Source organism: Streptomyces yokosukanensis, assembly GCF_001514035.1.
Taxonomy (GTDB): Bacteria; Actinomycetota; Actinomycetes; order Streptomycetales; family Streptomycetaceae; genus Streptomyces; species Streptomyces yokosukanensis.
This window is the reverse complement of the sequence record NZ_KQ948215.1, coordinates 303,706-327,278: the sequence shown is the minus strand read 5'-3', so window position 1 is coordinate 327,278 and position 23,573 is coordinate 303,706. Positions and strand designations below refer to the sequence as shown.

Genomic DNA, 23,573 nt, shown 5'->3' with positions numbered 1-23,573 from the left:
CTATCCCGCGCGGACGGGGACCGCCTGCCCGGGCCGCCCCGCGACCAGGGCCGTGTGGGTCCAGGCCGGCTCCGAGGTGACCGGCTGGGCGGCGCGGGCGAGGGAGCGGCGGTCGGGGTGGCTGCCCGGCGGGATCACCGGCCGTATCTCCACCTCCGCGATCAGGCCCCGGGTACGGGCCACCCGCCACAGGGACGCGAGCAGGGTGTCCTCGCCGACGAACGCCGTCGCGGTGGTCGGTCCGCCGCCGGTCTGCCGGTAGCGCAGGCTGACCGGCTGCACGGGCACACCCGCGTCGAGGGCGGCCTGGAAGACGGCCCGGTGGAAGCGGCCGTGGGCCCGGCCGCACCAGGTGCTGCCCTCCGGGAAGGCGGCCACGGCCGCGCCCTGGCGCAGGGCCTCGGCGATCCGGGCGACCGTCTCGGGCAGGGCACGCAGCCGGTCGCGCTCGATGAACAGGACCCCGCCCTGCGCGGCCAGCGCGCCCGCCACCGGCCACTGGCGGATCTCGGTCTTGGCGAGCATCCGGGCGGGGCGTACGGCGGTCAGCAGCGGGATGTCCAGCCACGAGACGTGGTTGGCGACCAGCAGCAGTCCGCCGGCCGGTGCGGCGGCGCCGGTGAGGCGGACCTGGACCCCGATGGCCCGCACGATCGCCCGGCACCACCGCCTGACCCACTCGGCGGGGATCCTCCCGCCGAGTGGGGACAGCACGATCCCGGCCAGCATCAGGACCACGACCGCGGTCAGCCGCAGCACGGCGCGGGGTACGGCCGCGGCGGCCGGGGCCGGCTCCACACAGGCGCCCGGGGTGCAGGGCGCGCTGGGCAGCCAGACGCTCATCAGGCCGGCACGAGGGAGAGGAAGTGCCGCAGATAGCGCGAGTTGACCCGGCGCATCGGCAGCAGCACGTACAGGTCGGCGACCCCGAAGTCCGGGTCGTGCGCGGGCTCGCCGCACACCCAGGCGCCCAGGCGCAGGTAGCCGCGGAGCAGGGCGGGCAGGTCGGTGTGACCGGCCGGGGCCTCGGCGTTCGGGACCCACGGCAGCAGCGGCCGCACCCGGTACTCCTCGGGCGCCAGATGCTTGGCGCGCACCCGCTCCCAGGTGGCCGTCGCGAGGGTTCCGCCGTCGGCGAGCGGCACCGAGCAGCAGCCCGCCAGCCACTCGTGCCCGCGGTCGACCATGTAGCGCGCTATCCCGGCCCAGATCAGGCTGATGACGGCGCCGTCGCGGTGGTCGGGGTGCACGCAGGAGCGGCCGACCTCGACCAGGGAGGGCCGGATCGCGTCGAGCCCGCCCAGTTCGAACTCGCCCTCCGAGTAGAGCCGCCCGGCGACCGCGGCCCGCTCCGGCGGCAGCAGCCGGTAGGTGCCGACGACCTCGCCGGTCATGGTGTCGCGCACCAGCAGGTGGTCGCAGTAGGCGTCGAAGGCGTCGACGTCCAGGCCCGGCTGCGGGGTGGCCAGCAGGGCCCCCATCTCGCCGGCGAAGACGTCGTGCCGCAGCCGCTGCGCGGCGCGCACGTCGTCCTCGTCACGGGCGAGGGTCACCGTGTAGCGGGTCGGTGCCGCGGGCTGCGGGGGGCGGTCTAGGGTGGAAACGCCGGTCATGGCTCTCTCCTGGTCACGGGCCGGTTCGGCGACGGCGACGGCGGCGGGCCGCGCGTACGACCCGCCTCGACTGTTCTTCCGACGCCGGTTGGCCTGCGCGTGACCTGTGCCAGGAGAGAGGATGTGGGAATGTTGAACGCCGGGGGCCCGGCGATCACGGAAAGCCAGACGGGGCCGGGAAGAGCACCGCTCCCGGCCCCGCCCGTCCGCCCCCTGTTGTCGTGGCGAACGTCTCCTCGTCGGCGGGGCGCTACCGCTTGCCCGCCTTGCGGGTGGCCCGCAGCCACTCCTTGTTCATCCGGGTGATCGACACCAGCGGAATCCCCTTGGGGCAGGCGGTCGCGCACTCCCCCGTCAGCGTGCACCCGCCGAAGCCCTCCGCGTCCATCTGCGCCACCATGTCCAGCACCCGCGTCTCGCGCTCGGGCGCCCCCTGGGGCAGCACGTTCAGATGGTTGATCTTGGCGGAGGTGAACAGCATGGCCGCGCCGTTGGGGCACGCGGCCACACACGCCCCGCACCCGATGCACTCCGCGTGCTCGAAGGCGAAGTCGGCGTCGGCCTTGGGCACCGGTGTGGCATGCGCCTCGGGCGCGGATCCGGTCGGCGCGGTGATGTAGCCGCCGGACCGGATGATCCGGTCGAACGCGGACCGGTCGACGACCAGGTCCTTGATCACGGGGAAGGCGGCGGCCCGCCACGGCTCGATGTCGATCGTGTCGCCGTCCTTGAAGGACCGCATGTGCAGCTGGCAGGTGGTGGTGCGCTCGGGACCGTGCGCGTCGCCGTTGATGACGAGCGAGCACGCGCCGCAGATGCCCTCGCGGCAGTCGTGGTCGAAGGCGACGGGGTCCTCGCCGGACAGGATGAGCTGTTCGTTGAGGACGTCGAGCATCTCCAGGAAGGACATGTCGGTGGAGATGCCGTCCACCTCGTACGTGGACATGGCGCCGTCGGCGTCGGCGTTCTTCTGCCGCCAGACGCGCAGGGTGAGCTTCATGCGTAGCTCCGCTGGGTGGGGTGGACGTACTCGAAGACCAGGTCTTCCTTGTGCAGGACGGGAGCGGTGCTCGTACCGGTGAACTCCCAGGCGGCCGCGTAGCCGAACTCCTCGTCCCTGCGGGCGGCTTCACCGTCCGGGGTCTGGGACTCCTCGCGGAAGTGGCCGCCGCAGGACTCGGCGCGGTGCAGCGCGTCGAGGCACATCAGCTCGGCCAGCTCCAGGTAGTCGACGATGCGGTTGGCCTTCTCCAGCGACTGGTTGAACTCCTCGCCGGAGCCGGGCACCTTGATGCGCCGCCAGAACTCCTCGCGGATCTGCGGGATGCGCTCCAGGGCCTTGTGCAGCCCGGCGTCGGTGCGCGCCATGCCGCAGAACTCCCACATCAGCTCGCCGAGTTCGCGGTGGAAGGAGTCCGGGGTGCGGTCGCCGGCGACGGAAAGCAGCAGGTTGAGCCGGTCCTCGGTCTCGGCCAGCACCTCCTGTACGACGGGGTGTTCGTCGGTCACCGGCTCCTGGTGGGGGTTGCGGGCCAGGTAGTCGTTGATGGTGGCCGGCAGCACGAAGTAGCCGTCGGCCAGGCCCTGCATCAGCGCGGAGGCGCCGAGCCGGTTGGCCCCGTGGTCGGAGAAGTTGGCCTCGCCGATCGCGAACAGGCCCGGCACGGTGGTCTGCAGGTCGTAGTCCACCCACAGTCCGCCCATGGTGTAGTGCACGGCCGGGTAGATCCGCATCGGCACCTCGTACGGATCCTCGTCGGTGATCCGCTGGTACATGTCGAAGAGGTTGCCGTACTTGGCCTCGACGGCCGATCGGCCCATGCGCCGTATCGCGTCCGCGAAGTCCAGGTACACGCCCTGGCCGCCGGGGCCGACGCCCTTCCCTTCGTCGCAGACGTTCTTCGCGGCGCGGGAGGCGATGTCACGCGGGACCAGGTTGCCGAAGGACGGGTAGATGCGCTCCAGGTAGTAGTCGCGCTCGTCCTCGGGGATCTGGTTCGGCGGGCGGGTGTCGCCCTTGGCCCTGGGCACCCAGATCCGGCCGTCGTTGCGCAGCGACTCGCTCATCAGCGTCAGCTTGGACTGGTGGTCGCCGGTGCGCGGGATGCAGGTCGGATGGATCTGGGTGAAGCAGGGGTTGGCGAAGTACGCGCCGCGCCGGTGCGCCCGCCAGGCCGCGGTCGCGTTGGAGTTCATGGCGTTGGTCGACAGGTAGAAGACGTTGCCGTACCCGCCCGAAGCCAGCACCACCGCGTCGGCGAAGTACGTGTCGATACGACCCGTGATCAGATCGCGGGCCACGATGCCGCGTGCCCGCCCGTCCACGACGATCAGGTCCAGCATCTCGGTGCGCGGATGCATCTCCACGTTCCCGGCGGCGATCTGCCGCGACAGCGCCTGGTAGGCGCCGAGCAGCAGCTGCTGGCCCGTCTGGCCGCGGGCGTAGAAGGTGCGCGAGACCTGGACGCCGCCGAAGGAGCGGGTGTCGAGCAGGCCGCCGTACTCGCGGGCGAAGGGCACGCCCTGGGCCACGCACTGGTCGATGATCTCGACCGAGATCTGCGCGAGCCGGTGCACGTTGGACTCGCGGGCGCGGAAGTCGCCGCCCTTGACGGTGTCGTAGAACAGCCGGTGGATCGAGTCGCCGTCGTTGCGGTAGTTCTTCGCCGCGTTGATGCCGCCCTGCGCGGCGATGGAGTGGGCGCGGCGCGGGGAGTCCTGGTAGCAGAACTGGACGACGTGGTAGCCCTGTTCGGCGAGGGTCGCGCCGGCGGAGCCGCCCGCGAGGCCGGTGCCGACGACGATGATCGTGTGCTTGCGCCGGTTGGCGGGGTTGACCAGCTTGGCCTCGAAGCGGCGCTTGTCCCAGCGCTCGGCGATCGGGCCGGACGGGGCCTTGGGGTCGACGACCGGCTCGCCCGTCGCGTAGTTCACGTATTCGGTCATGTCAGCTCACCACTCCGGTCATGACGCCCACGGGTACGGCGATGAAGCCGGCTGTGAGCAGCAGCGCGAGGACGTCGGCGACGGTCTTCAGGGCGCGGTCGCGGGCGCGGCTGCCGACGCCGAGGGTCTGCGCGGCGCTCCAGAAGCCGTGCCGGATGTGCAGGCCGAGCGCGAGCATCGCGACGATGTAGATGACGTTGCCGTACCAGGTGGAGAAGGTGTCGACCACGTTCTGGTAGGGGTGGCCCTCCTGGAAGCCGCCGGAGTGCACGGTGCCGGTGGTCAGGTCCAGGATGTGCCAGACGATGAACAGGCCGAGGATGATCCCGCCCCAGCGCATGGTGCGGGTGGCGTAGCTCGCCCGGGGCCTTGCGTGGACGTACTTGCGGGGCCGCGCCTTGATGTCGCGTCGGCTGAGCTGGTACGCGGACGTGGCGTGGGCGACCACGGCGACGACGAGGACGATCCGGATGAGCCAGAGCGTCCACTCGTAGTGCATGAAGGGTTCGCCGACGGTGCGCAGCCAGTGGGCGTAGTGGTTGAACTCGCCCGCTCCGAAGTAGATCTTCAGATTGCCGATCATGTGCGCGACCAGGTACAGCAGCATGATCATGCCGCTGACGGCCATCACCGTCTTCTTGCCGACGGAGGAGTCCCACATCGTGCGCGCCATGGACGGCCGTCGGTCCGTCCGCGTTGCCAGAGCCATGGAACAGCACGCTAGGGCCGAAGGGTCCCATCAGTCCAAGACATGGTACGGCTCGTTTCCATAGGCAGAAGCTATGGTGACACCATGCAGTTCCAGCAGCTTCAGTACTTTGTCGCCGTTGCCGAGACCCGGCACTTCACCCGGGCCGCCGAGCTGGTGCATATCGCCCAGCCCTCGCTGTCGCAGCAGATCAAGGCGCTGGAGCGGGAGCTGGGCGCGGATCTGTTCCTTCGTGCCCGCGGCAACATCACGCTCACCGACGCGGGCGAGGCGCTGCTGCCGCTGGCCCGCCGGATCCTGGCCGACGCGGACACCGCCCGTCACGAGGTGCAGGAGCTGGTGCAGCTGCGCCGGGGCCGGGTGCGGCTCGGGGCGACGCCGAGTCTGTGCACGGGGCTGCTGCCGGATGTGCTGCGTGCGTTCCACGACCGCTACCCCGGTGTCCGGCTGCTGATCGAGGAGGGCGGTTCGCACGACCTGGTGCGGGAGCTGGCGCGCGGCGCCCTCGATCTCGCGTTGGTCGTCCTGCCCCTGCCGACGCCGGCGCCGGCGCTCACCACGGTGGAGCTGCTGCGCGAGGACCTGGTCGTGGTGTCCTCACCGGAGGCCCCGGCGCCGGGCAGCTCCGGTGAGGGCGGCCGGGTCGTGCGCGTCGTGGACCTGGAGGGCGAGCGCCTGGTGATGTTCCGGCACGGCTACGACCTCAGGGAACTGACGGTCGCGGCGTGTCGCTCCGCCGGGTTCGAGCCGGAGTTCGCCGTCGAGGGCGGCGAGATGGACGCGGTGCTGGGGTTCGTCCGGGCCGGGTTGGGGATCGCCGTGGTGCCGCGGATGGTCGCCACGCGGGCCGGGCAGGGATTGCGGGTCACCCCGTTGGCTCGGCCGGGGCTGCGGCGGACCATCGCGTTGGCCCACCGCAGCGACGTGGCTCCGCCGCGGGCCGCCAGGGAGCTGCAGCGGATGCTGCTCGAGCGGTGAGGGCACGCGTCGACGGGTGCGTCTGCACCGGAAGGGCCGCTTCGGGCCACGGGTGCGCGGTGGCTTGTCGCCCAGTTCCCCGCGCCCCTTGTGGGGGCTACGCCCCCCACAGCCCCCTCACTCACCCCGTCGCGTCCACCAGTGCCAGGTCGTGCAGGCGTTCCGGTGGCCCCGGACGGGCGTAGTACCAGCCCTGGGCCGTGTCGCAGCCCAGTATCCGCAACTGCTCGGCCTGGGCTCCGGTTTCCACGCCCTCGACGGTGACCGCGAGGTCGAGGCTGTGGGCGAGCGTGACGATCCCCTCGACGATCTTCAGGTCGACGGGGTCGGCGGGGAACTGCTGCATGCCCTGGGTGAAGGAGCGGTCCAGCTTGAGGATGCGCACCGGCAGACGGCGCAGATTGGCCAGGTTGGAGTACCCGGTGCCGAAGTCGTCCAGGGCGATGTCGACGCCCATCTCGGCGAGCCGGTGCAGCGGCTTGAGCAGATCGTCGTCGGCGCCGATCAGCGCGGACTCGGTGACCTCCAGGCACAGGGCGTCCGGGGCGACGCCCGCCCGCTCCAGGATCTCGACGGTGTCCTGTACCAGACCCGGATGGCTGAGCTGGCACGGCGAGAGGTTGACGTTGATGCGCAGCGGACCGGCGTCCGACTCCTCACCATGGCGTTCTCGCCAGGCGCGGGCCTGCCGGATGGATTCCTCCAGGACCCAGCGGCCCAGCGGGACGATCAGTCCGGTGTGCTCGGCGAGCGGGATGAAGCGGTCGGGGCCGAGCACTCCGTGCTGCGGGTGCAGCCAGCGCACCAGGGCCTCGGCGCCGCGCACACTGCCGTCGCCGAGGTGGACGAGCGGCTGGTACTCGATGAAGAACTCGCCGCGCTCCAGGGCCGTGGGGAGGGCCGTGGTGAGGCCGTGCCGGGTGATGGCGCGGGCGTCGGCCTCCGGGTCGGCCAGCTCGGAACGGTTGCCGCCCGCCGACTTGGCCCGGTACATCGTGATGTCGGCGCTGCGCAGCACTTCCGCCGCCGTGCGCTCACCGGACGGGCCCTCGACGATGCCGAGGCTCCCGCGCACCATCAGGTCCCGGCCGTCGATGCTGATCGGGGTGATCAGGGCGTTCATGATGCGCTCGGCGAGTTCGTCCACCGCGCGCTCGCTGCCCGGCCCGGTGGTCAGGGCCACGAACTCGTCGCCGCCGAGCCGGGCGACCATCTCACCGGGCGCGGTCGCACAGGACTGCAGCCGGTCGGCGACCTCCACCAGCAGCCGGTCTCCGGCCGCGTGCCCGAGGCTGTCGTTGACGGTCTTGAAGCCGTCCAGGTCGAGGTAGCACAGCCCGAACCGCTGGCTGTCGCCCGCGCCCAGCACCTTCTCCAGGCGCTCGAAGAACAGCGTCCGGTTGGGCAGGCCGGTGAGGGCGTCGTGCGTCGCCTCGTAGCGCAGCCGGAGGTTGAGCAGCCGGCGCTCGGTGGTGTCCTCCATGAGGGCCAGCTGGTACTGCGGTGCGCCGTCGGCGTCGCGCAGCAGGGAGACGGTCAGATTGGTCCACAGGACCGTGCCGTCGGGCCGGTTGAAGGCCTTTTCGAGGTGGTAGTGCTCGCGCTCGCCCCGGACGAGTTCGTCGTAGAGCTTCCAGGTCTGCGGCGCGTCCTCGGGATGCACCCAGTCCTGCACCCGGCGGCCGCGCAGGGTGTGCTCGGAGAGCCCGAACATGCGCATGAGCGCCTCGTTGACCTGAAGGACGGTGCCGTCGAGGTCGGCGATGCCGATTCCTATGGCAGCCCCCTCGAAGACCGCGCGGAAGCGGGCCTCGCTGGCGTGCAGGGCCTGGGCGACCACCCCCTGGGCCCGCAACGCCGCCTGGGCGATGGACTCCTGCTCGGCGAGCGTGCGCTCGCGCAGCGCCTCGGCGTACCCGGCGGCCATCGCGTGCTGCAGCCGCGAGGAACGCATCCGCGCCTCGTCCTGCGGACCGTCCCCGGCGCAGTACAGCACGAGATAGGCGTCGACGCAGTCCAGGGTCCGGGCGAGCGCCTCGGGGTCGGTGCAGTGCGCGCCGACCAGCGCGCCGCCGACCGCCTTCGCGCCGTCCGCGTCGAAGCCGCGGGCGCGCAGCAGCTCGCTCAGGCGGTGCGCCAGCGGCCGCAGTTCCTCCTCGAACTCCGCGCGGGTCAGCGATGTGGAGGTCACGGGGTAGACGGCGCGGCTCCAGATCGTCGTGAACCGGCGCAGTCTGTCCTCCGGTCCGTCCGGCTCCGCCCTCACGCCGTACGCCCCACGCCGGCGAATCCGGAGAAGGCGAACGGATCCTCGTCCTCCGGCGCCGACTCCGGCCGCCAGCGCGGCATCGGCACCAGTCCGGGTTCCACCATGTCGTACCCCTCGAAGAACCGCGCGATCCCGTCGCGCGAGCGCATGATCAGCGGGTTGCGAATGTCCTTGTATACGTCCGCCACGCCCTCGGCCCGCTCGGCAGGCACCGGGATTCCCTCGTACGAGGCATGGGTGAGGATCAGCAGGCTGCCGGGCGCGAGCGCCGCGCGCAGCTCGGCCACCGCACCGTAGGGGTCGTCCGCGTCTTCCACGAAGTGCAGTATGGCAACGAGGAGGAGGGCGACCGGACGGTTCAGGTCGATCAGTCGCTCCACCTCGGGGCTGGAGAGGATCTCCTGCGGCTTGCGCAGGTCCGCCGCGACCACGTCCGCGTCCTCGTTGGCCGCGAGTACGGCCTGGCTGTGCGCGACGGCGACCGGGTCGTGGTCGACGTAGACCACGCGGGCACCCGGCGCGGCCGCCTGGGCCACCTCGTGGACGTTGCCGAACGTCGGGATGCCCGAGCCGATGTCCAGGTACTGGGTGATGCCCTGCTGGGCCGCGAACCGCACGGCGCGCCGCATGAACGCCCGGTTGGCCTGCATGGTCTTCGGCAGTCCCGGCATGAACTCCAGCGCCTTGCGGGCCGCTTCCCGGTCCACCTCGAAGTTGTGCGAACCGCCCAGGTAGAAGTCGTAGATCCGCGAGACGCTCGGCACGGAGATGTCGATGCTCCGGGGGGCCCAGGCGGGGCGCTCCATGTATCTCTCCAAGGGGTAGACGACAGGGACAGGCGATCCGGTGTTCGAGCTGAGGCTACTGATCGCCCGCCAAAGGAGCGACCCAAACCGGAAATTGACCGTCCGTTCCCCGCCACTGCCTGCGGCAAGTGCCCGTATGACCCCGCTGTGTGACGGCTCCGCCGGGGTTGGCCCGCTGCCTCCCCGCATGCACACCCCACATGCACGGACGCACATGCACAACCCCCGCGTGCGCACGCCCGGATGCACACCTCCGCGTATGCACCCCGCGCACAACGGTCCGCCCCCCTCCGTGCGGTGCGGAGGGGGGCGGACCTTCGGTGGCGCTCCGGGTCGGGCGGGGCGATCGACCCTGGGGAGGGGATCTAGTTGCCCGGCGCGCCGACCGGCTTTCCGTCGGGCGAGACGGCGTACCAGGTGCCGCCCACGCCCTGACCGTTGGTGTCGCCGGGGGCCTTGTCCCCGGAGAAGGTGTAGATCGGCCAGCAGTTGACGGTCATCTGCTTCACGCCGTCGGGACGGGTGAAGCCCATCAGGCCCTTCTTCTTGACGCCCCGGGTGTCCTCCGCCTTGACCACAGCGACGGCCGGCCACTTCTCGAGGCAGGCTCCGGTGCAGTTCGAGACGGACTTCGGCCAGGCCTTGTCCTTCAGGAAGCGGTAGACCGTCCTGCCGTTCTTGTCGACGACGATGTCGCCGAGCTTGGGGTCCTTGCGCACGGACAGCCCCGGCAGGGAGGCCTTCGAGGCCTTCTTGCCGTCGGGGGCGAGCGCGAACCACTTGCCGCCCACGCCCTGGCCGTTGAGGTCCCCGGCGTTGACGTCCTTGACGTAGCGGTAGGCGGGCCAGCCGCCGACGGTGAGCTGCTTGCTGCCGTCGGCGCGGGTGACCTCGCCGAGCAGCGCCTTGTCGATACCGGCGCCGGCGGTGGCGTCGTCGGCGGGCACCGGCGGCCAGGTGGTGGCGCAGTCGCCGGCACAGTCCGACTTGGGCGGATTGGCGGTGTCCTTGTCGAAACGGTAGAGCGTGAGGCCGGAGCCGTCGGTCAGCACATTGCCGAGATCGGGGTTGGCGGCCACGGTCAGCTTGCCCGCGGGGGCGGCCGGGGCCGGGGAGCTGGACCCCTGGTTGCCGTCGGCACCGTACCCGTTGCCCGCGCTCGTGCCGGCTCCGGTGGTCGGGCTGCCCGCCGGCGCGGTGGCACCGACGTTCTGCGCCGCGGAGGCCGAGGTGGTGCCGTTGTCCTGACCGCACGCCGTCGTCAGCGCCAGCACCGAAGCGGCTGTCGCCACCAGTGAGGCGGTCCGCCAGGAGGTCTTCATGTCCAACTCCCCATATTCGCCTGGATGTTGCAGCGCTCTGCCGCGCCGCCGCACGGCCATGGGTACGCACCGAGGGGGCCGGAGCGTTCAACGGGGAGGGGAAGTTCTTCGGGAAAATCTTTCCGGACCCTGTGACTCGCGATGCGAAAGCCCGAAACGCGCACCGCCGCGCGAGGTCCGTACAGGTGTCCGTCCCGGGCCCGTCGTTCCCTTCCCCGCGTCAAACCATTGATCGCGCTATGTCCCCCCTTCGGAGCAATCCGGGCGCACTACGGCGTACGACCGGGTTCCGCACCCCCATGATCTTCGTCGTGCATGGACCCGAAGCGACCCGACGCGCGCCTGCCGCACGGGTGTTGGCCCTGGTGACGTTGACCTGGACCCTGGTGGGCTGCCCGGTCGGCAGCGCGTCGGCCGACGCCTGTGCGTATGCCTCGGCGGGCCCGGACGGCACCGCGGCGGTGGCCTACGCCGGCGGCCACCACTGGCCGACCCCGCCACCCTGGCCGAGCCCCACCCTGCCGCCGTGCCCACCCACGCCCACCCCGACGCCGACCCCGAAGCCACCACCACCGCCGCCACCGCCGGCGCCACGGCCGAAACCCACGCCGACGCCGCGCCCGGTGCCGAAACCCACCCCGGAGCCGAGGCCGCCGGCCCGGCCCGCTCCGGCTCCGCCGGCACCGCGGCCGACACCGACGCCCGCCCCCACCCCGCCACCGGCACCCCGGCCCGAGCCGACGCCCGAGCCGACACCGACGCGGACGGCGCACCGCCTCGCCGTGCGGGTCAGCTATCCGGCGTACCGCCCCCATCCCGTCGCACACACCGCGCCGGGCCGCACCACGCCGGTCGTCTACGTCCTGCTCATCACCGTTCCGGCGATCGTCGCCGTCGCGGCCCTGCGCCCGCGCTGACGCGTCGGCCAGCTCATTTTCTGGAGGTATCCGTTGCCGGATTGGCTTGTTCTCGTCCTCGCGATGCTGGCGGCCTGCGCCGTGGTGGTGATCGTCACCCTCGTACGGCACAAGCGGGCGCCCGAGGACGAGGATCCCAGCGAGACCCCGGACGTCATCGAGTACATGACGATGTGGATCGGCGTCGTCTACGCCATCGTCCTGGGTCTGGCCATCGCGGGCGTGTGGGAGGCCCGCAGCTCCGCCCAGGACCATGTGCAGAGCGAGGCCCAGGCGCTGCACGAGATCTCGGAGCGGGTCCGGGTGTACCCGACGGACGTCCGTGACAAGATCCGGGCCGACGTCAACGCCTATGTCGGCTACGTCGTGGACCACGAGTGGAAGACGATGGCGAACCACGAGCGCGTCACCGACCGCGGCACGCAGCTGCTGCAGAAGGTCCGCCAGGACGTCACCGACTACCAGCCGAAGAACGACTTCGAGGCACAGGCCTACCAGCCGCTGCTCGACCAGATGACCGCCGCCGACCAGGCGCGCAACGCGCGTGCCGACTCCACCGAGGCCACCATGCCGCCGGTGGTCTGGTGGGGCCTGCTCGCCGGGGCGGTGGTCACCGTCGGCATGGTGTTCGCGCTGCAGATCCGGCGGACCAGGCGCGAAGTGGTCCTGGCCGGGCTGTTCTCGGCGACCATCGCGTTCATGCTGTTCCTCATCTGGGACTTCGACGCCCCCTACAGCCGGGGCATCGCGGTGACCGCGGAACCGTTCATGAACCTGTTCCCGGGCGTCAACGGATAGTCCCCGGCCGCGCCCGCACGCACGGTCTCGCCCCGGTTCCCGCCAGGAACCGGGGCGAGACCGTGGTGACGCCCGCCGGGCGAGGGGGCCGCATCGGCACGGCGGACGACGGACGTCAGGTCTTCCTCTATCGGCGGCGGCGCAGCCAGAACACGCCACCCCCGACGATCGCCGAGGCCACGAGGCCGCTGCCGATCACCATGTCGGTCGCTGCTCGCCGTTCGCCCGGGGCCCGTTCCCGGTCGATCGGCGAGAGAACACCTCCCCGGACGACGTTCGGGTGGACGGAACACGCCCGCATGTCGAGAATCGTCCGTCCTGGTGAGCCAACACGCCGGGCGAAAAGCACACCATCGGATATTGCCGCAGGTCACGAACCGTCAGAAAAATCCTCGGAACCGCAACTCGGATGGCGCACCGCACCGGCCGCCGGCCACCCGTTCGCCACTTGCCCCGTCGCCCGCCGCACGCACGGGACTTAGCGTTTTCCCATGCGCGATGGAGGTGGTGACGGCCGCGTCGAGAGAGGACGGCACATGTCCGTGTTCGAGCTGTCCGAACTCGCCGGACAGGAGAAGCGGCCATGGAGGCGTTCCCTGTGGGGCGTGACAGCGCTTCTGCTGCTGAGCGGCCTCGCCCTCATGCGCAATGGTTCGGGCGAGTTCGACGTCGGTCCGCCGCAGCCCGCTTCGGCGGCCGCCCCGGTCACCCGTGACGGCACGGGCACCCCCTCCGCGCCTTCGGCGCCGCTCGCGTTCTCCGCCGTCGGCCGGGTCCGCATCCCCGCGATCCGGGTGGACGCTGCGGTCGTGCCGGTGGGCCTGGACTCCGACGGCCGGGTCGCCGCGCCGCCGTCGGACGACGCCGCCGCGGCGGGCTGGTTCACCGGTGCGGTCTCCCCCGGCGAGAACGGCACCGCCGTCATCGTGGGGCACGTCGGCAACCGGCGCGGCCCGGCCGTGTTCCACGGACTCGGGGCCCTGAAGAAGGGGAGCCGGATCGAGGTCCTGCGCAAGGACGGTCGGACCGCGGTGTTCGAGACCTACGGCGTCGAGGTCTTCCCGAAGGCGGGTTTCCCGGGCGATCGCGTGTACGGCTCGAAGGGCGCTCCGGAACTGCGCGTCATCACCTGCGGCGGCGGTTTCTCCCAGCAGAAGGGCCACGACGGCGACGTCGTCGTCTCCGCCCGCCTGGTCGCGGTGAGCTGAACCACCGCGGCCGGGGGCGAACGGTCACACCCGGCGGCGCGGGACCGTCAGATGGTATCCGGAGTCGATGAGATGAGGCAGCCATTCACGGATCGCGTGAACGGTCTGCGAACGGTCTCCCCCGGCGTCGTGGGAGAGCACCACGACGCCGGGGGCGGCACCGCGCTCCACCCGGTCGACGATGGTGTCCGTGCCGGGCTCCATCCAGTCGGTCGTGTCGACCGTCCAGGCCATCGGCTCCATGCCCATCTCGGCGCCCAGTTGGAACGCGGCCCGGTTCCAGGCGCCGTAGGGTGCGCGGAACCACTGCGGGCGCTCGCCACAGGTGTCCTCGATGATGTCGCTGGTGCGCGCCATCTCGGAGTGGATCTCCTTGCGGTTGAGGGTCGTCAGCAGCGGATGGGTCCAGGTGTGGTTGCCGACGACATGGCCCTCGTCGGCCATCCGGGCGACCAGGTCGCGGTCGTCGGCCACACACTCGCCGCACACGAAGAACATCGCGCGCACGTCGTACTTGGCGAGGGTGTCGAGGATGTGCGGGGTGTAGTCCGGGTTGGGGCCGTCGTCGAAGGTCAGCATCATGTGCCGGCCGCGCCCGGAGATCTGGAGGATGGGCTCCTTGCGGACCTTCAGCCTGCGCGGCGCGGCACGCGGCGGTCCGTCTCCGGTGAGTGGCCGGAGCCGGAAGGCCGAACCCTTGAGCGCCGGCCGGGCCTGTGGGCCGGGCACGGGCGCGGCGGCGCGCCGGGGTGTCTTCTCGGCGCCGCCCGCCAGAATCGTTCCGGCGGTGCCCGCGGAGGCTCCCAGAGCGGCTGCGCCGGCGAGGATCATCCGGCGCCGTGTGAAGAACTGATCCTTCTGCATGACTCATCAGTCGCCCCACCTGCCTCCGGCGCACCACAACGACACCGGTGCGGCGGCAGGAAAGCACCCGGACGGCCGAGTGCCGGGCGGTGGCCGCCGCCGTACGGGGTCTGCCGGGCGCTCCCGCAGCCGGGCGGCGGGGGCCCGGGTTCAGCGGCACGGGCCCGGGGTTCAGCGGCGGCGTACCAGGGGGAACGGGAGGGTCTCGCGGATCGTCAGGCCGGTGAGGAACATCACGAGCCGGTCGACGCCGAGGCCGAGGCCGCCGGTCGGGGGCATCGCGTACTCCAGGGCCTGCAGGAAGTCCTCGTCCAGCTCCATGGCCTCCGGGTCGCCGCCGGCGGCCCGCAGCGACTGCTCGGTGAGCCGCCGCCGTTGCTCCACCGGATCGGTCAACTCGGAGTAGGCGGTGCCGAGTTCGGTGCCGAAGGCGACGAGGTCCCAGCGTTCGGCGAGCCGTGGGTCGCCGCGGTGCTGCCGGGTCAGCGGTGAGACGTCGGTCGGGAAGTCCTTGTAGAAGGTGGGGAGTCGGGTGCGGTCCTCGACGAGCCGCTCGTACATCTCCAGGACGACGTCCCCGGGTCCGTCGTCGGCGGTGTAGGGCACGCCGGCCCGGTCGCACAGCCGGTGCAGGCGCAGCAGTTCGCTGCCGGGGCCGATCTCCTCCCCCACCGCCTCGGAGACCGCGCCGTACACCGTCCTGACCGGCCATCGCCCGGAGATGTCGTACTCCTGCCCGTCCTTGCGGGCCACCGGGGAGCCGAAGGCGGCGGTGGCCGCGCTCTGGATCAGCTCGCGGGTGAGGTCGAGCATGACGTCGTAGTCGGCGTACGCCTGGTAGGCCTCCAGCATGGTGAACTCGGGGTTGTGCTTGTAGGAGACGCCCTCGTTGCGGAAGGTGCGGCCCAGCTCGAAGACCTTCTCCAGACCTCCGACGCACAGCCGCTTCAGATACAGCTCGGGGGCGATGCGCAGATACAGGTCGAGGTCGTAGGCGTTGATGTGGGTGGTGAAGGGGCGGGCGTTGGCGCCGCCGTGGATCTGCTGGAGCATCGGGGTCTCGACCTCGACGAAGCCGCGGTCCAGCAGGCCCTGGCGCAGCGCCTGTACGACGGCGGAGCGGGCCCGGATCACGGCGCGGGCGGCGGGGCTGGTGGCGAGGTCTAGATAGCGGCGGCGGACCTTGGCCTCGGGGTCGGCGAGTCCGCGGCGTTTGTCGGGCAGCGGGCGCAGGCATTTGCCGGTCAGCTGCCAGGAGTCGGCGAAGACGGTGGGTTCGCCCCGGTCGCTGCGGCCGGTGCGCCCGGTGACGGTGATGTGGTCGCCGATGTCGCATGCGGAGGTGAAGCGGTCGAGGGCGGCGCCCGAGGCGCTGCGGGTGAGGGCGATCTGGTGGTCGCCGGACCAGTCGCGCAGCACGGCGAAGACGATGCCGCCGAAGTCCCGGACCATCATGAGCCGTCCGGCGACCGTGACGTCCTCCCCCGCGGGCACGTCGGCGAGGGCGTGTGTGGGGGCCGGCACGCCGACCGGGTAGGGGTCGGTGCCGGCGGCGCGCAGCCTGTCGAGCTTGTGGTGCCGGACGCGGACCTGGTCGGGCAGGCCCGCGTCCGGGGCGGCGGGCCCGGTCAGGTCCCCTCCGTCGGGGCCGGGCGCCGTCAGGGGCGGCAGCCCGTGGGCGGTCGCGGGCCGCTGCCCGGTCTTCGGGTGCCCCTTTCCCCAGAGTTTGCGCAACGACGGTACGGAGACGAAGCCTTCGGCGATGCCGGAGGCGAGGCCGATGCGGGCGAGGGCGCCGGTCTCGCCGTAGCAGATGAACCGCGGGTACCACTCCGGGTGGTATTTGGCGTTGGAGCGGTACAGGGCCTCCAGCTGCCACCAGCGGGAGAAGAACAGCAGCAGCCGGCGCCAGAGCCTGAGGACCGGTCCGGCGCCGATGCGGGCGCCCTCCTCGAAGACGGACCGGAAGACGGCGAAGTTCAGTGAGATGCGGCGCACGCCCAGCTTGGGGGCGGCGGCGCACAGTTCGGTGGCCATGAACTCCATGACCCCGTTGGGGGCGGCGCGGTCCCGGCGCATCAGGTCCAGGGAGACCCCGTCGCGCCCCCAGGGCACGAAGGAGAGCAGGGCGAGGAGCCGGCCGTCCTCGCCGAGGGCCTCCACGAGCAGGCAGTCGCCGTCGGCGGGGTCGCCGAGCCGGTCCAGGGCCATGGAGAAGCCGCGTTCGGTCTCGGTGTCGCGCCAGGCGTCGGCCTTGTCGACGATCTCCTCCATCTCGTGTTCGGTGAGGGTGGCGTGGCGGCGGATGCGGCAGGTGGCGCCGGTGCGGCGGACGCGGTGCACGGCCTGCCGGGTCACCCGCATGTCGCGGCCGTCGAGGTCGAAGGCGGCCACGTGCACGATCGCCTCGTCGCCGAGCTGGAGGGCGCCGAGTCCGGCACGGGCGAAGGCGCGGGCGCCGTCCTCGGAGGCGCCCATCACGGCGGGCGCCCAGGCGTAGCGGCGGGCGAGGTCCAGCCAGGCGGCGATGGCGTGCGGCCAGGCCTCCGGGTCGCCGACGGGGTCGCCGCTGGCGAGGCAGACGCCGGCCTCGACGCGGTAGGTGACGGCGGCCTTGCCGCTGGGCGAGAAGACGACGGCCTTGTCCCGGCGGGTGGCGAAGTAGCCGAGGGAGTCCCGTTCGCCGTAGGCCGCGAGGAGGGCGCGGATGCGGGCCTCCTCGTCGCCGTGCAGGGCGGCTTCCAGGCGCTGGGACCGGAACAGTGCGGCGGCCGCGTTGAGCAGGGCGAGGGCGCCGAGCAGGCCGAGCACGAAGGTGACCTTGCGGGGAGGGTGACCGGAGAAGGAACTGCCCGAGACGAGTCCGCCGCACACCCGGTCGGCCGCCCAGGCCAGATGCTGGTTCGCCGGCAGCGTGCCCGGGAACAGCATGACCAGGCCCCAGCCGAGCAGGATCGCCACGGCGAGTCCGGCCAGCAGGACGCCGATGGCCCGCCACAGGGCGCCGCGGCGGGAGGCGGCGTAGAACTCCTTGCGGGCGACGACGAGCAGGAGCAGCAGCAGTCCGCACAGCACCAGGGACGCCAGTGACTGGGCGTACATGCCCAGGCCCACGCCGAGTGCGTCGGTGAGGACCAGCAGGCCGAGGTAGACGACGACCAGCCACCAGGCGATCTTCTTGCGGGCGGCGGTGGCGCCGGCCAGCAGGAACAGGAAGACGGCGTAGGCCAGGTTGGCGCTGATGGGGACCAGCAGCGCGTCGAGGGTGTGGGCGACCGGGCGGAGCAGGCGCCGCAGCGGCTCGATGAGCGCGAGCAGGGCGCACAGCAGGCCGAGCGCGGCGAAGAGCGTCGCGAAGGCCTCGGGCACCCAGCCGAGCCGCCCGCCGGCGGGCGGGCGTGTCGGGGCCGTCAGGTCCCTCGGTGCGACGGGCTCCGCGCTGGCGGTCATGATGTCGACTGTAGGAAGGGGGCGCGCGCCTCGCCCGTCGAGACGGCCCGCACGCCCGCGCCGACCCACCGGGCCCGGCCGCCGCGACGGCGCACGTACACGCGCGCGTGCCGGTCGGCGGGCGGCCCCGCGCCTCCGCGGGAACCGCCGGTTCCGATAGCCTCACGCCGTGACGGATCAGCACGAGCAGCACTCGCCCTCGCCTGCGCAGTTCGAACGCGGTACGGACGGGCCGAAGGTCATCGTGGTCGGGGTGGACGGCTCCGACTCCTCGCTGCGCGCCGCGGCGTACGCGAGCGGGCTCGCCCGGCGGCAGCACGCGCTGCTGGCCGTGGTGTACGTGCAGCCGGTGCTGGCGGCCGGGGCCGCGCTCGGGGCGCCGGTGGCGGAGACGACCGACGAGATCGCCGAGGACCTGGTCGCCTACATCCGGGAGGCGGCCGAGCGGGTCAAGGGGATATTCGAGGTGCGCTGGGAGTTCCACACCTTCCGCGGCGACCCGTACAGCGGCCTGGTGAAGGCGGCCGACGAGCTCAAGGCGGACGCGGTGGTCGTGGGCGCCTCGGAGCAGGCCGGGCACCGGATCATCGGCTCGGTGGCGGTCCGGCTGGTGAAGGCGGGACGCTGGCCGGTGACGGTCGTCCCGTAGGGCGCCGCAGCGGCGGCGGTCGGCCCTCACGCACAGCCGGCTGCCGCCCCGAAGCGCGAAAGCCGACCCGCTCCCGGACGCCGGTCCGGGCCGTGCGTGGCGTCTTCCCTGCGCGCCGCCCCTGAGACATCATGATCCGCCGTCAGCCGTTGCCGTAGGCGAAGAGGTGAGACGCGTGGCCAAGCTCCGCTCGGGTGAGGGGATTCTCCGCCGCAAACCCATCGAGCACATCGAGGAGACCGAGGTCGGCGAGGGCACCCGGCTCGACCGGTCCCTCGGCCTGTGGCAGCTCACCGCGATCGGCGTGGGCGGCATCATCGGCGCGGGCATCTTCACGCTGGCCGGCACGGTGGCCAACGGCACGGCCGGACCCGCGGTGCTGGTGTCGTTCCTGATCGCCGGTCTGGCGAGCGCCTGCGCGGCGCTGTCGTACGCCGAGTTCGCCGGGCTGATCCCGAAGGCGGGGTCGGCGTACACCTACGGCTACGCGGTGCTGGGCGAGTTCGCGGGCTGGTTCATCGGCTGGGACCTGCTGCTGGAGTACACCGCGATCGTGGCGGTGGTGGCGATCGGCATCTCGGGCTACTTCAGTTTCCTGGTCGAGGAGATGGGCGCGAACCTGCCGCACTGGATGCTGGGCGCGCCGGGCACCGGGGACGGGCACCGTGTCGACCTGTTCGCGGCCGTCCTGTGCCTGCTGATCGCCTGGCTGCTGAACCTGGGCATGCGCAGCGCGGCCCGCTTCGAGACCGCGGTGGTGGCGCTGAAGGTGCTGGTGGTGCTGATGGTGATCGGGGTGGGCGTGTTCCACATCGACACGGGGAACTACCACCCGTTCTTCCCGTACGGCGTGGGCGGCGCCTTCACGGGCGCGGCGACCGTGTTCTTCGCGGTGTTCGGCTACGACGCGATGTCGACGGCGGCCGAGGAGTCGAAGGACGCCCAGCGGCACATGCCGAAGGCGATCATCTACTCGCTGGCGATCTCGATGGTGCTGTACGTCGCGGCCTGTCTGGTGCTGACGGGCATGCAGAACTACAAGGACATCGACAAGGAGAGCGGCTTCTCGACCGCGTTCAAGTCGGTGGGCCTGAACGGGCTGGCGGACGTGATCGCGGTGGGCGCGATCATCGGCATCCTCACGGTGATGTTCACGTTCATGCTGGGCGTGACCCGGGTGTGGTTCTCCATGTCCCGCGACGGGCTGCTGCCCAAGTGGTTCGCCAAGACCCACCCGACGCGCCATGTGCCGACCAGGGTGACCTGGATCGTCGGGGTGGGCTCGGCCGCCATCGCGGGGTTCGTGCCGATCGGCTCGGCGGCCGAGCTGACCAACATCGGCATCCTGCTGGCGTTCGTGGTGGTGTGCACGGCGGTGATCGTGCTGCGCTACCGGCAGCCCGATCTGCCGCGCACCTTCCGTACGCCGTGGATGCCCGTGGTGCCGGCGCTGGGCGTGGTCTTCTCGATCTGGCTGATCACGTTCCTGCAGTGGGAGACCTGGGTGCGGTTCGCGGTGTGGTTCGTGATCGGGTGCGTGATCTACTTCGGCTACTCCTACCGGCGTTCGGCGCTGGCGGTGCAGCGGCCCGGCGACTGATCACCGCGGATCACGCCGGGCACCTGCGGGTCACTCGCCCATCACCAGGCCGTCCTTGGCGGCCCCGCGGCTGAGCACCACGCCCCGGATGCGGTCGCGCACCCCTCGCAGACCGGCGCCGTCGGCGACGGCCCGGTCGAGGTCCACCACGCGGCCGGCCTCGTGGTCGTAGAGCTGCGGGATGAACTCGGCCTTGACCACCCGCCAGCGGGCGCCCGGCCCGGCGGGCGGGGCGAAGGTGAAGCGGCCGATGGTGGACTCGTTGCCGCGCGGGTCCCGCACTCCCTGGGCGTTGTACATCTGGCCGGCGATCTGGTCTCCCATGCCGTAGATCACCCAGGTGCCGTTGACCTTCTCGTACGCCTGCGGGACATGGGCGTGGGTGCCGAGGATCAGGTCGATGTCCGGGCGGCCGTCGGTGGCGCTGGCGGTGAGCCGCCGGGCGAGGCCGAGCTGCAGCTGGTCCGGCTCCTCCTGCCACTCGGTGCCCCAGTGCACCGAGACCACGACCACGTCGGCGCCGGCCTTCCGGGCGGCGCGGGCGTCGGCGATCATCCGCCGCTCGTCGATGCGGTTCACGGCCCAGGGCCGGCCGGCGGGCGGCCGGACGTCGTTGGCGCCGAAGGTGTACGCGAGATGCGCGAGATGCGCGGGACCGGCCTTCAGGATCGTGACCGAGCGGGCCTCGGTCTCGGTGCGGGCGGTGCCGGCGTGCCGGAGGCCGGCCCGGTCCATGGCGTCCAGGGTGCGGCGGATGCCGGCGGCGCCGTCGTCCAGGGAGTGGTTGGAGGCGGTGGAGCAGCCGTCGTAGCCGGTCGCGACGAGGCCCTGGGCGATCTGCGGTGGTGACCTGAAGGAGGGGAAGCCGGAGTACTGGCCGTCGGCGCCGTAGACGGTCTCCATGTGGCACAGCGCTACATCGGCGCGGGAGACGACCGGCTGGACTCCGGAGAGCATGGGCCTGAAGTCGAAGCCGCCCTCGCCGGAGTCGTACGCCGCCCGGTCGATGACGGAGGTGTGCGGCAGTACGTCCCCGGTGGCGACAAGGGTGAAGCCCCGTTGGGCGGACCCGGCGGGGGCCGCGCGCCCGGACTGCTCGCGCGCGTGGTTCTGGCAGGCCGCCGCGGCCGCGAGGACGGCGGTGAGGGCCAGGGCCACCTGTTGTCTGCGTCCGATCATCAGCTCACCCCAGGAATGTCGTATTTACCGACAAAGCCGTGACGGGCATATGAGTACGAATCTTGCTTGTCCGATAAACAGCCCGAGCGTGGTCATTAGCCCATCCGGCGCCCTTCCGGACCGCTTGTCGGACGTTCGTCCGACCGTTCACCGCCCCGTTCGCCGCGGAGCCGTGCGCACGCCCTGTTCCCCGGCCGCGCCCTGTGCTGCCATACGCCCATGACGGCCGGAACCTCACTCATCCACGGGACCGTGACACCGACCCAGCGGACGGCGACCGCCGAACACGAACTGGCCGCGCTCCAGCGCGAGCACGGCGGACCGCTCTTCACCCTGTTGCTCAGACTCTGCGACGGAGACCGGCAGCGCGCCGAGGACCTCGTCCAGGAGACCCTGGTGCGCGCCTGGCAGCATCCAGAGGCACTGCACGCCGACGACTTCGACTCGGTGCGGCCCTGGCTGCTGACGGTGGCCCGGCGGCTCGCGATCGACGCCCGGCGGGCCCGGCTGGCCCGGCCCCCGGAGACCGGCGACGAGATCCCGGAGACCGCACGGGTGGCCGCCGATCACGCGGAACGGGCCGCCGCGATGCTCGATGTCCGGGAGGCTGTGAAGACACTCACGCCGGAACACCGTGACGTCCTGGTACTCGTGTATTTCCTCGGGGCCAGTGTGGCGGAAGCGGCGCAGACCCTGGGCGTTCCACCCGGTACCGTGAAGTCCCGCGCGTTCTACGCGCTGCGCGCACTGCGCCGGGTCCTTCCGGGTTATGCGGCAGACCTGCACTGAAACCGGGGGCCGGGTCAAACCTCGGTAAAGCGCCTTGCTGTGGCCCCCGTTCGGGCAATGGGCTGTCCTCATCCGCGTTCCGGGCGGGGGCCGAGCCCGGGAACCCGGGCGACGCGCACGTACCGGAGGAAGGGCAGGCAAGGGATGCTGCACAGAGGGCACGAGAGCACGGACGGCACCGACGGCGGTGAACTGGCCGTCCCCATGGCCTGGTTGTACGCCGAGTACATCGCCGACGAGCTGCTGCGCACAGGCGATCTGATGCCACCGACGTCCTTCGAGTTCCGGGCCGGGCGGGACGCCCTGGCGCTCACCGTCTTCCTGTCCGACACCGACGGAGAGCTGTCCGGCATCCGGGTGATCTCCCAGCTGGAGAACTGGCTGTCGCTGACCGCCTACGACCAGCCGTGGCGGGACTGGGTGCACGAGCGCATGACCGAGCTGGCCGAGACGGCCGAGCGGTCCGGCACCCGCTCCCCCGACCTGGCCCTCGCGGCGGACGCCTGGCGCTGGCTGGAGGAGACCGAGCTGCTCGCGCCGGACCTGGACGCGGTCCCGGGCGGCGGCGGGTCGGCCGGCGAGGACGACGGGCCGAAGGTGTGGACGCCGGCCTGGCGGCTCGGACTGCCCCTCGGGCATCTGGCGATCCATCTTTTCTGAGGTTTCTCGAAAACGGACCAATCCGCGGGCCGGGCCGCTCCGAATCTCCTCTCCGGGATTCTGCGGGTGGCTTGAGTGATTCGACTGTCGGCTGCGTACGGATGGGTGCACGGAGTAACCCCACCCGCACCCATCGGCACGAGGATTCGGCATGAGGTCCCTGGAAAGGCATCGCGACGTCGGCGCGTACGCGCTCGGCGTGCTGGACGAGGCGGAGGCCTTCCGCTTCGAGGACCACCTCATGCAGTGCCCTCAGTGCACGGCACAGGTGACCGAATTCGGGCCGGCCGCACGGCAGTTGATGCTGTACCGCCGGGCCACGCCGCGGTTTGTGCACCCCATGGCGCAGCCCGGACCCCGGCTGCTGGACCGGCTGCTCGGCGAGGTCGTGCGCCGGCACCGGGTGCGCCGTCGACGCTTTCTGTACGGTCTGGCCGCCTCCGTCGTGCTGGCCGTCTCCGCCCCGGGAGTCGTGGCCTACGCCGGCCACGAGGGACCGGCCGCGCAGGTCACCGCGGCGACGGATCCGCGGACCGGGGTGTGGGCCGAGGTCACGGCCGACGGCGGGGACACGGGCAGCCGACTGCTGCTGCGGGTGAAGGACGGCACCGGACCGCACCGCTGCCGCTTCGTCATCGTGGGCCGTGACGGCTCCGAGGAGATCGCCGGCACCTGGTCCGAGGCCGACCACGACAGCGGCACCTTCACCGCACTCGGGTCCTCCACCCTGCGCCCCGACCAGATCGACCGCTACGAGGTACGCACCGAGGACGGGCAGCACCTGGTGTCCGTCGAGGCGTCGTAGGCCGCACACCG

Annotated in this window: 21 protein-coding genes; 9 read left to right on the top strand and 12 right to left on the bottom strand. The window is 71.8% G+C overall.

Annotated features, from left to right (window positions below; genetic code table 11):
- From AQI95_RS25760 to AQI95_RS25740, 5 genes are all read right to left on the bottom strand, one after another.
- Positions 1-843 (bottom strand): lysophospholipid acyltransferase family protein, encoded by an 843-nt coding sequence (locus AQI95_RS25760; RefSeq protein ID WP_067128384.1) that lies wholly within the window; start codon positions 841-843, stop codon positions 1-3.
- On the bottom strand, positions 843-1,613 hold the full coding sequence (locus tag AQI95_RS25755) for a GNAT family N-acetyltransferase (RefSeq protein ID WP_067128381.1): 771 nt from the start codon (positions 1,611-1,613) through the stop codon (positions 843-845). The genes AQI95_RS25760 and AQI95_RS25755 overlap by 1 nt, the downstream gene beginning before the upstream one ends.
- Positions 1,614-1,863: 250 nt before the next feature.
- Complete coding sequence (locus AQI95_RS25750; RefSeq protein ID WP_067128378.1) at positions 1,864-2,613, bottom strand: succinate dehydrogenase/fumarate reductase iron-sulfur subunit; 750 nt, start codon at positions 2,611-2,613, stop codon at positions 1,864-1,866.
- Entirely contained in the window at positions 2,610-4,559 is a 1,950-nt protein-coding gene (locus tag AQI95_RS25745; protein WP_067128375.1) for a fumarate reductase/succinate dehydrogenase flavoprotein subunit, read from the bottom strand. The genes AQI95_RS25750 and AQI95_RS25745 overlap by 4 nt, the downstream gene beginning before the upstream one ends.
- Position 4,560: 1 nt before the next feature.
- On the bottom strand, positions 4,561-5,232 hold the full coding sequence (locus AQI95_RS25740; protein WP_067128372.1) for a succinate dehydrogenase: 672 nt from the start codon (positions 5,230-5,232) through the stop codon (positions 4,561-4,563).
- A 120-nt stretch (positions 5,233-5,352) separates the two neighbouring features.
- Here AQI95_RS25740 and AQI95_RS25735 point away from each other — a divergent pair, with 120 nt between their 5' ends.
- Positions 5,353-6,246, top strand: a complete 894-nt coding sequence (locus tag AQI95_RS25735) for a LysR family transcriptional regulator (protein WP_067128369.1) — start codon at positions 5,353-5,355, stop codon at positions 6,244-6,246.
- A 121-nt stretch (positions 6,247-6,367) separates the two neighbouring features.
- Here the strand turns inward: AQI95_RS25735 and AQI95_RS25730 are convergent, their stop codons facing one another.
- From AQI95_RS25730 to AQI95_RS25720, 3 genes are all read right to left on the bottom strand, one after another.
- Positions 6,368-8,512, bottom strand: coding sequence for a putative bifunctional diguanylate cyclase/phosphodiesterase (locus AQI95_RS25730; RefSeq protein ID WP_067128365.1), 2,145 nt, complete (start codon positions 8,510-8,512; stop codon positions 6,368-6,370).
- Positions 8,509-9,321, bottom strand: coding sequence for an SAM-dependent methyltransferase (locus tag AQI95_RS25725; RefSeq protein WP_067128362.1), 813 nt, complete (start codon positions 9,319-9,321; stop codon positions 8,509-8,511). The genes AQI95_RS25730 and AQI95_RS25725 overlap by 4 nt, the downstream gene beginning before the upstream one ends.
- 365 nt (positions 9,322-9,686) lie before the next feature.
- A complete protein-coding gene (locus AQI95_RS25720; RefSeq protein WP_067128359.1) occupies positions 9,687-10,643 on the bottom strand; it encodes an SCO0930 family lipoprotein in 957 nt (318 codons plus the stop codon).
- A 782-nt stretch (positions 10,644-11,425) separates the two neighbouring features.
- Between AQI95_RS25720 and AQI95_RS49895 the strand changes: the two genes are divergently transcribed.
- Both AQI95_RS49895 and AQI95_RS25710 read left to right on the top strand, forming a co-directional pair.
- Complete coding sequence (locus AQI95_RS49895) at positions 11,426-11,560, top strand: hypothetical protein (protein WP_279617026.1); 135 nt, start codon at positions 11,426-11,428, stop codon at positions 11,558-11,560.
- A gap of 33 nt (positions 11,561-11,593) precedes the next feature.
- The gene (locus AQI95_RS25710; protein ID WP_067128353.1) at positions 11,594-12,358 is read left to right on the top strand and encodes a bestrophin-like domain; all 765 of its coding nucleotides are present in this window, start codon (positions 11,594-11,596) and stop codon (positions 12,356-12,358) included.
- 127 nt (positions 12,359-12,485) lie between these two features.
- On the opposite strand, the gene AQI95_RS47440 is transcribed toward AQI95_RS25710, so the two are convergent.
- Positions 12,486-12,659 (bottom strand): hypothetical protein, encoded by a 174-nt coding sequence (locus tag AQI95_RS47440; protein WP_159056581.1) that lies wholly within the window; start codon positions 12,657-12,659, stop codon positions 12,486-12,488.
- Positions 12,660-12,894: 235 nt separating this feature from the next.
- Here AQI95_RS47440 and AQI95_RS25705 point away from each other — a divergent pair, with 235 nt between their 5' ends.
- Positions 12,895-13,566, top strand: a complete 672-nt coding sequence (locus AQI95_RS25705) for a class F sortase (protein WP_067128349.1) — start codon at positions 12,895-12,897, stop codon at positions 13,564-13,566.
- A 24-nt stretch (positions 13,567-13,590) separates the two neighbouring features.
- Here the strand turns inward: AQI95_RS25705 and AQI95_RS25700 are convergent, their stop codons facing one another.
- On the bottom strand, positions 13,591-14,430 hold the full coding sequence (locus tag AQI95_RS25700; protein ID WP_067128346.1) for a polysaccharide deacetylase family protein: 840 nt from the start codon (positions 14,428-14,430) through the stop codon (positions 13,591-13,593).
- Between the two features lie 171 nt (positions 14,431-14,601).
- Entirely contained in the window at positions 14,602-17,880 is a 3,279-nt protein-coding gene (lysX, locus tag AQI95_RS25695; RefSeq protein WP_067128343.1) for a bifunctional lysylphosphatidylglycerol synthetase/lysine--tRNA ligase LysX, read from the bottom strand.
- 169 nt (positions 17,881-18,049) lie between these two features.
- Between lysX and AQI95_RS25690 the strand changes: the two genes are divergently transcribed.
- Positions 18,050-18,529, top strand: coding sequence for a universal stress protein (locus tag AQI95_RS25690; protein WP_067128340.1), 480 nt, complete (start codon positions 18,050-18,052; stop codon positions 18,527-18,529).
- Between the two features lie 175 nt (positions 18,530-18,704).
- The gene (locus tag AQI95_RS25685; protein WP_067128337.1) at positions 18,705-20,129 is read left to right on the top strand and encodes an amino acid permease; all 1,425 of its coding nucleotides are present in this window, start codon (positions 18,705-18,707) and stop codon (positions 20,127-20,129) included.
- A gap of 30 nt (positions 20,130-20,159) precedes the next feature.
- Here AQI95_RS25685 and AQI95_RS25680 read toward each other — a convergent pair whose 3' ends face one another.
- On the bottom strand, positions 20,160-21,308 hold the full coding sequence (locus AQI95_RS25680; RefSeq protein WP_067128334.1) for a CapA family protein: 1,149 nt from the start codon (positions 21,306-21,308) through the stop codon (positions 20,160-20,162).
- Positions 21,309-21,527: 219 nt separating this feature from the next.
- On the opposite strand from AQI95_RS25680, the gene AQI95_RS25675 reads away from it, so the two are divergent.
- From AQI95_RS25675 to AQI95_RS25665, 3 genes are all read left to right on the top strand, one after another.
- Complete coding sequence (locus AQI95_RS25675; protein WP_067128331.1) at positions 21,528-22,097, top strand: sigma-70 family RNA polymerase sigma factor; 570 nt, start codon at positions 21,528-21,530, stop codon at positions 22,095-22,097.
- Between the two features lie 144 nt (positions 22,098-22,241).
- A complete protein-coding gene (locus AQI95_RS25670) occupies positions 22,242-22,757 on the top strand; it encodes a hypothetical protein (protein ID WP_067128327.1) in 516 nt (171 codons plus the stop codon).
- Positions 22,758-22,908: 151 nt separating this feature from the next.
- Entirely contained in the window at positions 22,909-23,562 is a 654-nt protein-coding gene (locus tag AQI95_RS25665) for a zf-HC2 domain-containing protein (protein ID WP_067128323.1), read from the top strand.
- Positions 23,563-23,573 lie beyond the last annotated feature (11 nt).

Bases quoted from the DNA above. Each gene is read 5' to 3' on its own strand.
- AQI95_RS25725 (WP_067128362.1), bottom strand. From the start codon at position 9,321: ATGGAGCGCCCCGCCTGGGCCCCCCGGAGCATCGACATCTCCGTGCCG.
- AQI95_RS25670 (WP_067128327.1), top strand. From the start codon at position 22,242: ATGCTGCACAGAGGGCACGAGAGCACGGACGGCACCGACGGCGGTGAA.
- lysX (WP_067128343.1), bottom strand. From the start codon at position 17,880: ATGACCGCCAGCGCGGAGCCCGTCGCACCGAGGGACCTGACGGCCCCG.
- AQI95_RS25665 (WP_067128323.1), top strand. From the start codon at position 22,909: ATGAGGTCCCTGGAAAGGCATCGCGACGTCGGCGCGTACGCGCTCGGC.
- AQI95_RS25675 (WP_067128331.1), top strand. From the start codon at position 21,528: ATGACGGCCGGAACCTCACTCATCCACGGGACCGTGACACCGACCCAG.
- AQI95_RS25680 (WP_067128334.1), bottom strand. From the start codon at position 21,308: ATGATCGGACGCAGACAACAGGTGGCCCTGGCCCTCACCGCCGTCCTC.
- AQI95_RS25740 (WP_067128372.1), bottom strand. From the start codon at position 5,232: ATGGCGCGCACGATGTGGGACTCCTCCGTCGGCAAGAAGACGGTGATG.
- AQI95_RS25700 (WP_067128346.1), bottom strand. From the start codon at position 14,430: ATGCAGAAGGATCAGTTCTTCACACGGCGCCGGATGATCCTCGCCGGC.
- AQI95_RS25720 (WP_067128359.1), bottom strand. From the start codon at position 10,643: ATGAAGACCTCCTGGCGGACCGCCTCACTGGTGGCGACAGCCGCTTCG.
- AQI95_RS47440 (WP_159056581.1), bottom strand. From the start codon at position 12,659: ATGCGGGCGTGTTCCGTCCACCCGAACGTCGTCCGGGGAGGTGTTCTC.
- AQI95_RS25745 (WP_067128375.1), bottom strand. From the start codon at position 4,559: ATGACCGAATACGTGAACTACGCGACGGGCGAGCCGGTCGTCGACCCC.
- AQI95_RS25760 (WP_067128384.1), bottom strand. From the start codon at position 843: ATGAGCGTCTGGCTGCCCAGCGCGCCCTGCACCCCGGGCGCCTGTGTG.
- AQI95_RS25755 (WP_067128381.1), bottom strand. From the start codon at position 1,613: ATGACCGGCGTTTCCACCCTAGACCGCCCCCCGCAGCCCGCGGCACCG.
- AQI95_RS25735 (WP_067128369.1), top strand. From the start codon at position 5,353: ATGCAGTTCCAGCAGCTTCAGTACTTTGTCGCCGTTGCCGAGACCCGG.
- AQI95_RS25750 (WP_067128378.1), bottom strand. From the start codon at position 2,613: ATGAAGCTCACCCTGCGCGTCTGGCGGCAGAAGAACGCCGACGCCGAC.
- AQI95_RS25705 (WP_067128349.1), top strand. From the start codon at position 12,895: ATGTCCGTGTTCGAGCTGTCCGAACTCGCCGGACAGGAGAAGCGGCCA.